Below are 12,444 nucleotides of genomic sequence, written 5' to 3'. Positions count from 1 at the left end.
GAAGTCAGCGTCCGGCTCCGGCCACGGAGCCGGACGTTGCCTGCCTCAAGGGAGACCCATACCCCATGGATCTGAACTTCGACTTCGCGGCCGAGTCACCCAAGCTCGTCCAGCTGCTGATCGGCGTCGTCGTCTTCCTCGCCTTCGTCGGCCTCATGCTGCTGCTCCTGGACCGCGCCCCGATGCGCCAGCGGGCCAGGCTGCACGCCTTCATCCTGCTCGGCCCCGCGCTGCTCCTGCTGGGTATCGGCCTGGTCATCCCGGGCATCCGTACCACGATCCTGTCGTTCATGAGCGGCGACAGCGCGAACTTCGTCGGCTTCGAGAACTACTCGTGGATGTTCACCCAACCCGAGGCGCTCACCGTCCTGCGTAACACGCTCATCTGGGTGCTGCTGGTTCCGCTGCTGGTCACGGCCATCGGCCTGGTCTACGCGGTGGTGGTGGACAACACCCGGTTCGAGGCGCTGGCGAAGTCGCTGGTGTTCCTGCCGATGGCGATCTCGTTCGTCGGCGCGGGCATCATCTGGCGATTCGTGTACGCCTACCGCCCCGAGGAGGCCGACCAGATCGGCCTGCTCAACCAGATCGTCGTCTTCTTCGGCGGCACCCCGCAGCAGTGGCTGCTGGAACCGCCGGTCAACACCCTCTTCCTGATCATCGTCATGGTGTGGATCCAGGCCGGATTCGCCACCGTGGTGCTGTCCGCCGCGATCAAGGGCATCCCGTCCGAGATCGTGGAGGCCGCCCGCCTGGACGGGGCCAACCCCATCCAGATGTTCTTCCGGGTGACGATCCCGGCGATCCGGCCGGCCGTGATCGTGGTGCTGGTCACCCAGTCCATCGGCACGCTGAAGCTGTTCGACATCGTCCGTACGATGACGGGCGGGCAGTTCGACACCAGCGTCATCGCGAACGAGATGTACAACCAGGCCTTCCGCTACGGCGAGACGGGCAAGGGCGCGGCCCTCGCGGTGTTCCTCTTCGTGCTCGTCATCCCGATCGTCGTCTACCAGGTCCGCACGCTGCGGCAGCACCGGGGAGCCTAGATGACCGCCACCGTCGCCAAACCGCTCGCCGCCGTCGACGCGCACACGCCGGCCGCGCGGGTCCGCAAGCGGCTGACCAGCCGCTGGGCCAGCCTGATCGCGATCGTGATCGCGCTGCTGTGGACCACGCCGACGTTCGGCCTGTTCCTGTCCTCGTTCCGGCCCGAGGACCAGATCAAGCAGACCGGCTGGTGGACGTTCTTCGCCGATCCGCAGCTGACGCTGGAGAACTACCAGTCGGTGCTGTTCGGCACGTCGTCCTCGTCCGGCCAGATGGCCAGCTTCCTGATCAACTCGCTGGTCATCACGATCCCGTCGGTGCTGTTCCCGGTGGCCCTGGCCACCTTCGCCGCGTACGCGCTGAGCTGGCTGGACTTCCGCGGCCGGGACTGGATCTACATCGGCATCTTCGCGCTCCAGGTGGTGCCGCTGCAGATGGCCCTGGTGCCGCTGCTGTCGTTCTTCTCCCAGGGCGTGGAGATCTTCGGCCTGACCGTGCTGCCGGCCTGGGAGCTGGAGGGCCCGGCCAGGTTCGTCCAGGTCTGGTTCGCGCACGCCTGCTTCGCCCTGCCGCTCGGCGTCTTCCTGCTGCACAACTTCATGTCCGAGCTGCCGGGCTCGCTCATCGAGGCGGCCCGGGTGGACGGCGCCACGCACGGCATGATCCTGCGCAAGATCGTGCTGCCGCTGGTGGCCCCCGCGCTGGCCTCCTTCGGCATCTTCCAGTTCCTCTGGGTCTGGAACGACCTGCTGGTGGCGCTGATCTTCGCGGGCGGCACTCCGGACTCGGCTCCCATGACGGTACGGCTCGCGCAGATGGCCGGCACCCGGGGCAACGAATGGCAACGCCTGACGGCGGGCGCGTTCGTGTCCATCGTGATTCCGCTGGTGGTCTTCCTGTCCATGCAGCGCTACTTCGTCCGCGGCCTGCTGGCCGGTGGCATCAAGGGATAACCGACGCAAAAATGAGAAATGCGCCGCCTGGACTAAAATATCTGCGTTCAATCGCCCGACCTGCGACTACGTGAGATCGGTAAGCTAGGTCGCGCATTTTCTCATTAGCGGAGGGTCCTAATGAAGCGCCCCACCTTGGAGGCTGTCGCCGCGCGCGCGGGAGTGTCCCGGGCGACCGTTTCCAGGGTCGTCAACGGCCAGTCCACGGTCGGCCCGGAGATCCGCGACGTGGTCATGCGCGCCGTGCGCGAGCTGGGCTACGTGCCCAACTCGGCGGCGCGCAGCCTGGTCACGCAGCGGACCGACTCCATCGCCCTGGTCGTCTCCGAACCGCCCACCCGGGTGTTCTCCGACGACCCCATGTTCTCCACGGTGATCCGTTCGGCCAGCGTGGAGCTGGAGGCGGCCGACAAGCAGGTCGTGCTCATGCTCAGCGGCACCGCGCAGAGCCACGCCCGGGTCGAACGCTACATCGCCTCCGGGCACGTGGACGGCGTCATGCTCATCTCCATGCACGGCGCCGACCCGCTGCCCGCCGCCATCACCCGGATGGGCGTGCCCGCCGTCTCGTACGGCCGGCCCGCCGTTCCGGTGGCGCTGCCGTACGTGGACAACGACAACGTCGGCGGCGCGGAGAAGGCGGTGCGGCACCTGCTGGACCGGGGGCGGCGGCGGATCGCCACCATCGCGGGCCCGCAGGACATGATCGGCGGCCAGGACCGGCTGACCGGGTACCGGAAGGCGCTGCGCGACTCCGACCGGCGTTCGATCGTGGCCGTGGGCGACTTCACCCGGGAGTCGGGGGCGACCGCGATGCGGCAGCTGCTGGAGGACGATCCGCAGCTGGACGCGGTGTTCATCGCCAACGACCTGATGGCCATCGGCGCCATCCAGGCGCTGCGCCACGCCGGGCGGAGCGTGCCCGACGACGTGGCCATCGTCGGCTTCGACGACATCGAGGCGGCCAGGTACACCGACCCGCCGCTCACCACGGTCCGGCATCCGATCATCGAGCAGGCGGCGGCCATGGTCCAGCTGCTGCTCAGCCTGCTGGAAGGCGACGAGAAGGCGGCCAGCCCGGTGATCCTCCCCACCGAGCTGGTCATCCGCGAGTCAGCCTAGAGAGTTCTTTATCCTGGCCAGCGTGTTGAGCGGGGCCAGGCCGTACGCGTAGAAGTCGACGGCGGTCGCTCCGGCGGCCTTGGCGGCGCGGACCTTGGCGGCCAGGCGGTCGGTGGCGTCGGTCTCGCCGAGCGCGGCGATGTCCGGGGCGCCCGGGCGGAGGACGGCGCGCAGCTCCCGGTCCTTGCCGACCGAACGCTGGTAGGCGGCGATGTCGTCGGCGACCCTGGCCGCGTCGCGGGCGAAGGCGAGCACGGCGAAGGACGGCACGATGTCGCCGAGCGCGACCAGGTCCACGCCGAGCTGCCAGGCGTCGTGGGCGGCGAGACCGGCCGGGGGCAGGCCGTCGGCGTAGCCTTTGGCCCCGCCGGTGCCGTCGGTGAAGGTGAGCGTGGAGCCCTCCTCGGTGACGGCGGCGGACACCTCGGCCACCAGCGTGGTGACGGTCTCCGACCTGGCCCGCGCGTACGCGACGACCTCCGGGCCTGCGTAGGCGGTGAGCGCGGCCCTGGTGACCTCGCCCTGGGCGGGCGGGTCGCCGTCGAGCACGCCGCCGACGATCCTGCCGCACTCCTCGCGCGCCACCTCGGCGTTGACACCCAGGTCGGCGGCGCGGCGCAGGCAGTGGTGGCAGAAGCAGAGCCCGAACAGGAAGGCGTCCATCGGGCCGAGCGGGACCGCGCAGCGTTCCTGGCTGAAGGGCCGGAAGTGCAGGTCTTCGGCGACGACGCTGTCAAAGCCCTGCCGGGCGACGGCGCGGGCCAGGGCCACCGCGTATTCGCGCACGTCGGGGTGGGCCGGGCAGAGGTCGGCCGGGGAGCCGCGGTCGCCGAAGCAGTTGCGGACGGTGACCTCCGGGTGGAGGGCGCCGATGGCGGCGTTGCGGAGGAAGACCGTCCAGCCGTGCCGGGCCAGGCCCGGCCTGGTCAGCTCGGCGAGGGGAAGCGGGGGCTGGAGCGGGGGGAGCAGGCGGCCGAAGAGGCCGTCCGGCAGGGGGAAACGCACGCCGTCGTGGCGCACGGTCAGGCGGGTGGCGCCGTGCGGGGTGACGTCCCTGGTCTGGTGGTAGGCCGCGGCGATGGTCACGCCGGCGGCGCCGTACCCGGTGATCCGGTCGAGGACCTGATCGACGCCCTCGGCCAGGTCCTCGGCGAAGACGTACACGGAGGTGTCCACCTAATGCCCCTTGTAGGCCACGAAGTCGATCTCGACGAGGATGTTCAGCAGCTGCGAGCCGACGGTGGTCCGCACCGGGTACGGCTCGGTGAAGTACGTCTTGTACACCTCGTTGTAGGCGGCGAAGTCCTCGTGCAGGTTCTGCAGGTGCACGGTGGACTTGACCACGTGGTCGAAGGTGAGGCCGTGCGCGGCCAGGATGGCGCCCAGGTTCTGCAGGGTCTTGTGCGTCTGCTCGGCCACGTCGGCGCCCACCACCTCGCCGGTCACCGCGTCCAGCGGTCCGACGCCCGCCGTGTACACGAAGTCCCCCACCGCCAGGCCCTGCGAGTAGGGGCCGACCGGCGCGTAGCTGTCGGTGGTACGGATCTCCTGCTTGCCGGTCATCTTTTCGCTCCTAGAAATAGGTGGTGATCAAGTCGACTACCACGTGGTCGTCGTCCACGACGGGGATGACGCGCCACTTGTCGAACGCCGTGCACGGGTGGGAGATCCCGAACGCCACCAGGTCCCCGGGGCGTACGCCGTCGCCGCTCAGGTAGGTGTGCTGGTCCTGGATGCGCTCCACGGTGAGCCCGTTGCGCGGGATGGGCAGGTCGATGTCGTACGGGATGTCGCGTTTGCCCATGCCGACCAGGACGAGGCCGGGCTCCGGGGTGGAGATCACCTGGGCCCAGACCTCGATGGCGGGCTGGAGCACGTCGCGGAGCGGGCTGGTGCGCGCGTACAGGCCTTCGTCGTGGGCGACGTACGCGCCGCTGCGCAGGATCACGGTCGCGTCGAGGTCCTTCAGCTCGGCGGCGACCAGGTCCAGCCAGGCGCTGCCGCCCGCCGAGACGATCAGGTCCGGGGTCAGCGGCCGGACCAGTTCGGCGGCCTGCCGGAGTTCGCGCAGGTAGGCGCGGACCTCGTCCGGGCCCGGCTGGGTGCCCTCGTAACCGGCGACACCGGCGAGTTCGACGCCCGGGGTGGCGGTGATCGCGCCGGCGATGGCGCGGAGTTCGTCCAGGCCGCGGCAGCCGGTACGGCCGCCCGGGTGGCCGAGTTCGATCAGGACCTGGAAGGGCCGGGCGCCCGCGCGGGCGGCCAGGGTGGCGACGCCGTCCAGGCAGTCGGCGTAGACCAGGCATTCGAAGCCCGCGTCGAGTTCGCCGGCCAGCCAGCGGAGCGCTCCCGTGTCGTAGACCTCGCTGGCCAGGAGCACGCGCCGTACGCCGAAGTGGCGGAACGCGAGGGTCTGGGCGGCGTTGGCGGCGGTCATGCCCCAGGCGCCGGCGCGGAGCTGGGCGTGGCAGAGCTCGGGGGACATGGTGGTCTTGCCGTGGGGGGCGAAGGTGAGGCCGTGGTCGCGGGTGAAGCGGGCCAGCGTGGCGATGTTGTTCTCCAGCGCGGACTGCCGCAGCACCAGGAGTGGCCAGGTGAAAGGCCCGTCGAAGAGGGAGTGGCGGGCGGCCAGGAAGTCGGCGCGGGTGACCGGTTCGGGGTGCAGGAAACCGCGGGTGCGCCAGTCGATGACCAGATCCGCGACCAGATCCGCCGCCGGGTGGGACGGATCGATGTCAGAGAACATCCGTCCGCCTCCGATCTGCCCGGTATAGACCACCTCGTGGATCGTACTGGACCTCAGGCGGCACGGAGGGCACGGCCGGGCGTGGCCCCGGTCAGCCTGCCGTCCCTGAGCACCGGGACGCCGGCGACGAGCACGTCGTCGATGCCGGTGGCCGGCGAGCGCGGGTCCTGGTACGTCGCGGTGTCGGTCACGGTGGCCGGGTCCACCACGATCAGGTCGGCGATCTGGCCGGGGCGGATCAGACCGCGGTCCGGCAGGCGGAACCGGCGCGCCGGGTGCGAGGCGAGGTGCACGGCGGCTTGCTCCCAGGTCAGGTCGCCCAGTTCGCGGACATGCCGGCCGAGGTAGCGGGCGAACGTGCCGTACGCGCGGGGATGCGGGTGGCCGCCGACGTGGATGCCGTCGGATCCGCCCGTGTGCCCGGGATCGCGCATGATCGCGCGCATGGACTCGTCGCCGCTCGGGCCTTCGTCGGGGCGGGTCATCACGCAGCCCGCCTCCAGGCGGGTCTCGATCAGCAGGAGCCGGCAGAACTCCTCGACCCTGGTGCCGTGCCGCTCGGCGGCCTCCGGCAGGGTCAGGCCCTCCGCCCATTCGAAGCCGGGCGCGTGGGCGAGGGTCAGCCGCTCCCAGACGACGCCCGCCCACTCGCGCTTCACCCGCTCCCCCTCGGCGGCGAGTACGGCGATCGCCTGCTCGATGTCCGCGGCGGGCACCCACGGGGGGAGCACGACCATCCCGAGGATGGTGCTTCCGCGCAGGTAGGGGTAGGTGTCGAAGGTCAGGTCCACGTCCTGGGCGCGGGCGTCGGCCACGAGGGGCAGCAGGTCGGCCGAGGGGCCGTGGAAGTGGGAGACGTGCATGGCGGCGCCGGAGAGTCGGGCGATCTCGACGACCTCCGCCATGCCGACGCCAGCCTGGGCTCCGTATCCCCGCATGTGCGTCACGTAGGGCCGTCCGTTGAGGGCCGCACAGATATCCGCCAGTTCTCGCGCGTCCGCATACCGGCCCGGCGCGTACTCCAGCCCGCTGGAGATTCCCACCGCGCCCTCGCTCAGCCCTCGCTCCACGATTCCCCGCATGGCGGCCAGTTCTTCCGGATCCGCCGCTCGCTCGGCCGCCCCCATGACGTCGAATCGGACGGTTCCATGCGGAATCAGATAACCCGCGTTGACCGCGACAGCCTTGTCATATCCCCCCAGCAGTTCCCCCACCGACACCGGTCCCTCGACCGCCGGATGTCCGCCATTGATCGCCGCGAAATATCGGCGTACATAGCGAAATGTCGCTTTTTGCCTCACCGGAGCGAACGACAAGCCGTCCTGCCCGAACAGGACGCTCGTCACCCCTTGCCGCAAACAAGCAAGCTGCACGTTCTTCTCGAAAATCACCCCGTCGCCATGGGAGTGGCAATCCACGAACCCCGGCAGCACATACCGTCCCCCTGCCTCGACGACGGCGGCCGCCTCCACTCCTCCAAGGGACCCGACCTGGACAATTCGCCCATCCCGCACGCCGACATCGCCGCGAAACCGAGGCCCCCCAGCCCCGTCGACGACCCAGCCACCCCGCACCACAAGGTCAAGTCCCATCCCCCGATTCAAGCACCTCGCCCCGGAATGATCGGCCGGGACCAGGGCTCCAATCAAATGGCCAGATGCTCGGCCAGCGCCCGGTCGATCTGCTTCATGAGAGCCGGGGGCAACTGCCCGATTCGGCCGCCCACGCGCTGAAACGCCACCGCCCGTAGCTGCTCCACCTGAGCCTTCGAATCCCTACCCAGCCCGGACTCCTCGGCGGGAACCAGGACCTGGAAGGATAGAACCTGGGCGGTGTTCGAGGTGAGCGGGACGACTGTGACCACGCCTCTGCCGTTGCGCTCGACCGAGCGGTTGGCCGCGTCCCTGCTGACGATGACCGCCGGTCGGGTCTTCATGACTTCCGACCCTCGTACGGGCTCGAAGTCCACCCAGAAGAGGTCACCTCTCCGCATCGCCCAGCCCGTCCCCCGCGGTGCCGTCCCAGAGGGAAGCGTCTTCGCCGGAATCCCACTCTTCGAAAGCGGCCGTGTACGCGTCTTCCAGATGAACCTCTCTGAGCAGATTCAACGCATCGTGAATGGCGGCGGATCGAGACGGGCTCCGATGCCGGGCCACGTACTCGTCGATGAACGCGACATCCTCGTCCGGCAGGCTGACACTCAGCTTCATGACCTGATGCTACCCATCATCCTACTTGATTTGCTACCATCGGTAGGAAGCTAGTCGACTGTTGGGTAGTAGCTCCTGGTTGGGATGTCGGGGCATTGGGGGTTCGGGAGGACGGGGTGGGCGGCGAGGGTGGTGCGGGCCTGGATGCGGGCCCAGTTCCAGCCGTTCCAGGGGTCGGGGCGGTCGAGTTTGTGGTCGCGGACGATCCGGTCCAGAACGCAGCTGCGGATGGGTTCCGGCAGGCGGTCGAGGGCCGGGACGGCTTCCACGCCGAGGCTGCTGAGGTAGCGGTGGTCGAGCCGGTCGACGCCGCGGACGGCGTGCTGGGTCTCGGCGATGCGGGCGTCGGGGTTCCAGAGGGCGAAGGTCAGGAGGGTGACGCCGGTGAGGAGGACGAAGGTGCGCGGCAGCCAGGTGGTGGGCAGTCTCTTCAGGCGTACCGCTCCCGCGAGCAGGACCAGGACGAAGACGGCCGCCAGCCACCAGATGGTGACGCCGACCGTGGCGCGCAGGCGGGTCAGGCCGTACGCGTCGATGTAGAGGTCGAGGCGGTGCAGGGCGGAGGCGAGGATCACCAGGGTGAAGGCGCAGAGCAGGCCAAGGAGGCTGGCGAGCAGCCAGCGCCGGGTGTCGGGGTTCAGCAGGGCCCAGCAGAGGGCGACGATGGCCAGCACGATGAAGCTCACCGTGACCAGCTCGAAGAAGCCGGATCTGGCGTATTCGGCATAGGTCAGGCCGGCGGTTTCGAGGACGCGGTCGTTGCCGCCGAACAGGACCGTGATCTGCACCGCGACGAACGCCGCGAAGAGCAGGTTGAGACCGGCCAGCGGGATCACCCAGAGCGTGCTCCCGATCGAGACGCGCGGCAGCGGAATCTCGGTCTCGGCCACCGGGCGCAGCGCCACCAGCACCGCCGCCGCCACCAGCACCCCGAAGACCACGAACACGCAGATCCGGTACGGCAGCTCGTCCGCCCAGCCGGGCGCTTCCAGCAGATCGCGTGCGAACTGCGAGAACACGGCGTCGGCGGCCATGAACAGCAGCCCGAAGACGACCAGTAAGACCGCGGTGACGCCCAGGCTCACCAGCACCGGCAGCAGCCGCCGCCGTTTCGCGAACTGCTTGATCGGCGCGGACAGGAACCACGGCATCGGGAACACGGCCAGTCCGACCGACGCGCCTCCCCTGATCGTGCTGAACCATCCGCGCCCGGCCCCCGACAGGGCCAGCGACGCGACGAACACCGACGCCACCAGAGCCGGCCGCAACACCCACTCCGCGTCCCGGATCAGCGCCACGGCCACCAGCGCGTACCCGAGAATCGAGAACGCCGCCGACCAGAGCGTCACCTTCCGCCGCACGGCGGGCAGCACGGCCAGACCCATCGCGACCGCCGTCAGCACCAACCCCAAACCCTTCGGCGCGTACGGAAGCACGACCGCCGCCACGACCCCGACCACGGCCGCCGCCGGCAGCACCCACGACGGCGTGTCAGGCAGGTCCGGCCGTGGGAAGAGCGGCGGCGGAACATAAGCGGGCGGCGGCCCTCCGGGAGGTCCGTATCCACCCGGTGGCCCATAAGCGGCAGACTGGCCATACGCGCCGGGATACGGCCTGTACTCCCGCGACGACCCGGCCCTCGGCTGCTGCACACCCGGGCGCTCACCCTCCGGAGCCGCATGCCCAGGCTCGGTACGCTGCGCGTCTGCCACCACCGCGCCCCGCGAAGCGCTTCCGCCATCAGCCGCCACGACTTCGGCCGCAGCAGCGGCGGCCGAAACCGGCGGATCCTCCGCGGAACCAGCCGCAACCGGCACCGCCTCCTCGAAGGCGGCCGAAACGGTCACGCCTGTTGCCTCCCCCGAGGTGGCCGGAACGGTCACCCCTGTTGCCTCCCCCGAGGTAGCCGGAACGGTCACCGCCGTTACCTCCTCCGAGGTGGCCTGAGCGGTCACCGCCGTCGTCTGACCGGCGGCGGCCGGAACGGTCACCTCGGTCGTCTCCTTGGCGGCCGGAGAGGCCGAGCCGGGGGGTGGGTTCCATGGGTAGGGGCCGAAATCGGCGGGTGCCGGATAGGACTGACTGCCGCGTGAGGAACCGACCATGGCACCGGCCACGGCACCGCCGCCGCTGACCAGGAGCACCACGATCACTCCGCCCAGCCCGTCCAGCGTGTTGCCGGCGAGTATCACCAGCACGGCACCGACGAAGAACCCCAGCATCATGCCCATGCCCGCACCGAGCCCGGCCTGCCCGCTCTTCGCCCCGGACCCTCGCGGCGGCATCGAATAGTACGAACCTCCCGGAGGCGGCCATCCGGGCGGGCGCACAGGCGGAACACCCGCCGGACGAAGCACCGGCGCCGTGATCGGAGCCGCCTGCCTCGCGGCAGCCGCGGAGGATCCGCTGACTGGCTTCTCGGACCCGGACGAGCCCGCCGAGCCAGATCCGGATGATCCCGCAGAACCTGACTCGGACGATTTGGCAGAACGATGCTCGGACGATCCCGCAGAACCAGAATCGAACGATCCCGCAGAACCATCGAACGATTTCGCAGGAGGAGGCTCGGACGATCTCGCGGAAGCAGGCCCCGCTGAGTTGATCGCAGCAGGTTCCGGCAACGAACCACCGGACATCTCCGGCACACTCCCGAGCGCATTCGACGAACCACCGGATATTCCGGAAACGGCACCGGAAACAGCCCCAGCCGAACCATGGGACGCCCCCGACATCCCGCCGGAAACGGCTTCAGACGATGTCACACGTGTCCCTTCCGCATCCGCGCCAGAGAGGTGATCGCCAGCCGGATCGGCTCCCTGCACTTCAGCGGACTCGCGCGCCAAGCTCTGGGAGACCGAACCGTTCGGGGTCACGGAATCCGCCGGCTCTACTCGGGCCACGACAGACCCGGTCGCCGCCGAACTCGAAGCAGCGCCCAGAACGATGCGAGCCTCCGAGACACCTCGCGCCCCAGACTCTCGCGCTCCAGACCACTGCACTCCGGACTCCTGCACTCCAGACCCTTGCACTCCAGACCCTTGCACTCCAGAGCCTTGCACTCCAGAGCCTTGCGCCCACGACTCTTGCGCCCCAGACTCTCGCGCTCCAGACCACTGCACTCCAGACCCTTGCACTCCAGAGCTCTGTGCCCCCGACTGTGTCCCGGACCTTCGTGCCTCAGTGTCTTGCGCACCAGATCTCTGCGGCCCAGACCCTCGCACCCCAGAAGCTCGTACCCCCGAACCGCGTTGCACTTTGGAGCCCTGCTTCCCGGAGCCCTGCGTTCGTGAGCCTTGGGCCGATGAAGCGGCGGAGTCGGCATCGTTCTGGAGAGGGTCGGCCGAGGTGCCTGGCATCTGGGTTCTCCCTGGCAGTTGGACGAGCATGTGGCAGCCGCGCGGATGGTCGATCACGCGGATGGTGCCCTGGTGGAGTTCGACGATCTCCTTGGCGATGGCCAGGCCGAGACCGGCGCCTCCGGCGTCGGCGGCGCGGCCGGCGTCGAGGCGGGAGAAACGCTCGAAGACGCGGGCGCGTTCGCCGACGGGGATGCCGGGGCCTTCGTCGTGGACGGTGATCTGGACGCTGGATCCGGAAGCCCGGCCTCGCAGGCGGACGGTGCCGCCGGCGGGGCTGTGCCGTACGGCGTTGTCGAGGAGGTTGGCGAGGACCTGGGCGAGCAGGGCGGGGTCGGCTTCGAGGTGCAGGCCGGGGGTGACGTCGCTGTGGACGGTGACGTCGTCGCTGGCCAGGCCGGCTTCGCGGGCGGCCTGGCCGCAGAGGGAGCCGAGGTCGAACGGCTCGGCCTCGATCGGGCGGGCGCCGGAGTCGAGCCGGGACAGGTCGAGGAGCTGGGCGACCAGGCGGCCGAGGCGCTGCGTCTGGGCGAGAGCGGTGCCGAGCGTCTCCCGGTCGGGCGGGGAGACGCCGTCCACGACGTTCTCCAGGACGGCCTGAAGACCGGTGATCGGCGTACGGAGTTCGTGGCTCACGTTGGCGACCAGTTCGCGGCGTTGCCGGTCGACTTCGGCGAGGTCGGCGGCCATGGCGTTGAAGGCACGGGCGAGCTCGCCCACCTCGTCGCGGGAGGTGGCGGAGACGCGCAGGCCGTACCGGCCCTTGGCGATGGTCTGGGCGGCGGCGGCCATCTCGCGGAGCGGCTTGGTCATGCCCCTGGCCATGAACTGCACCATGATCACCGCAAGGACGACGGCGATCCCGATGCGCAGGTTGCCCGGCAGGTCCGCGCCCAGACCGAGCTCGTTGACCACGAAGGCCGTCACCACGGCCAGTACGATCACCAGCCCCAGCTTGACCTTGATCCTCCCGAGGAAGTCCAGCGGTCTCATCAGCGGCCCCGACT

At 69.8% G+C, this 12,444-nt stretch carries 10 protein-coding genes; 3 read left to right on the top strand and 7 right to left on the bottom strand.

Annotated features, from left to right (window positions below; all coding sequences use genetic code 11):
* Positions 1–71: 71 nt before the first annotated feature.
* The 3 genes from Aph01nite_RS22385 to Aph01nite_RS22375 all read left to right on the top strand — a co-directional run bounded on the left by Aph01nite_RS22385 (position 72) and on the right by Aph01nite_RS22375 (position 3,125).
* Positions 72–1,049: a carbohydrate ABC transporter permease gene (locus Aph01nite_RS22385; protein ID WP_373872315.1), complete on the top strand. Its 978-nt coding sequence runs from the start codon at positions 72–74 to the stop codon at positions 1,047–1,049.
* The gene (locus Aph01nite_RS22380; protein WP_204042912.1) at positions 1,050–2,003 is read left to right on the top strand and encodes a carbohydrate ABC transporter permease; all 954 of its coding nucleotides are present in this window, start codon (positions 1,050–1,052) and stop codon (positions 2,001–2,003) included.
* Between the two features lie 120 nt (positions 2,004–2,123).
* Positions 2,124–3,125: a LacI family DNA-binding transcriptional regulator gene (locus Aph01nite_RS22375; RefSeq protein WP_204042911.1), complete on the top strand. Its 1,002-nt coding sequence runs from the start codon at positions 2,124–2,126 to the stop codon at positions 3,123–3,125.
* Here Aph01nite_RS22375 and Aph01nite_RS22370 read toward each other — a convergent pair.
* The 7 genes from Aph01nite_RS22370 to Aph01nite_RS42810 are packed head-to-tail and all read right to left on the bottom strand — an operon-like array spanning position 3,117 to position 12,229.
* On the bottom strand, positions 3,117–4,301 hold the full coding sequence (locus tag Aph01nite_RS22370; RefSeq protein WP_204042910.1) for a hypothetical protein: 1,185 nt from the start codon (positions 4,299–4,301) through the stop codon (positions 3,117–3,119). The two genes, Aph01nite_RS22375 and Aph01nite_RS22370, sit on opposite strands and share 9 nt — an antisense overlap.
* Positions 4,302–4,688, bottom strand: a complete 387-nt coding sequence (locus Aph01nite_RS22365; RefSeq protein ID WP_204042909.1) for a Rid family detoxifying hydrolase — start codon at positions 4,686–4,688, stop codon at positions 4,302–4,304.
* 10 nt (positions 4,689–4,698) lie between these two features.
* A complete protein-coding gene (locus Aph01nite_RS22360) occupies positions 4,699–5,871 on the bottom strand; it encodes an alanine racemase (RefSeq protein ID WP_204042908.1) in 1,173 nt (390 codons plus the stop codon).
* Positions 5,872–5,924: 53 nt separating this feature from the next.
* Positions 5,925–7,463, bottom strand: coding sequence for an N-acyl-D-amino-acid deacylase family protein (locus tag Aph01nite_RS22355; protein ID WP_204042907.1), 1,539 nt, complete (start codon positions 7,461–7,463; stop codon positions 5,925–5,927).
* Between the two features lie 53 nt (positions 7,464–7,516).
* A complete protein-coding gene (locus Aph01nite_RS22350) occupies positions 7,517–7,807 on the bottom strand; it encodes a type II toxin-antitoxin system PemK/MazF family toxin (RefSeq protein WP_239161883.1) in 291 nt (96 codons plus the stop codon).
* A 43-nt stretch (positions 7,808–7,850) separates the two neighbouring features.
* Positions 7,851–8,081, bottom strand: coding sequence for a ribbon-helix-helix domain-containing protein (locus tag Aph01nite_RS22345; protein ID WP_204042905.1), 231 nt, complete (start codon positions 8,079–8,081; stop codon positions 7,851–7,853).
* 50 nt (positions 8,082–8,131) lie between these two features.
* Entirely contained in the window at positions 8,132–12,229 is a 4,098-nt protein-coding gene (locus tag Aph01nite_RS42810) for a DUF4153 domain-containing protein (RefSeq protein WP_507762534.1), read from the bottom strand.
* Between the last annotated feature and the right edge of the window lie 215 nt (positions 12,230–12,444).

Origin of the sequence: Acrocarpospora phusangensis, from assembly GCF_016862995.1 — a bacterium.
Classification (GTDB): domain Bacteria; phylum Actinomycetota; class Actinomycetes; order Streptosporangiales; family Streptosporangiaceae; genus Acrocarpospora; species Acrocarpospora phusangensis.
Note: the sequence above shows the minus strand (reverse complement) of the source record. Positions and strands in the feature narration are given on the sequence as shown.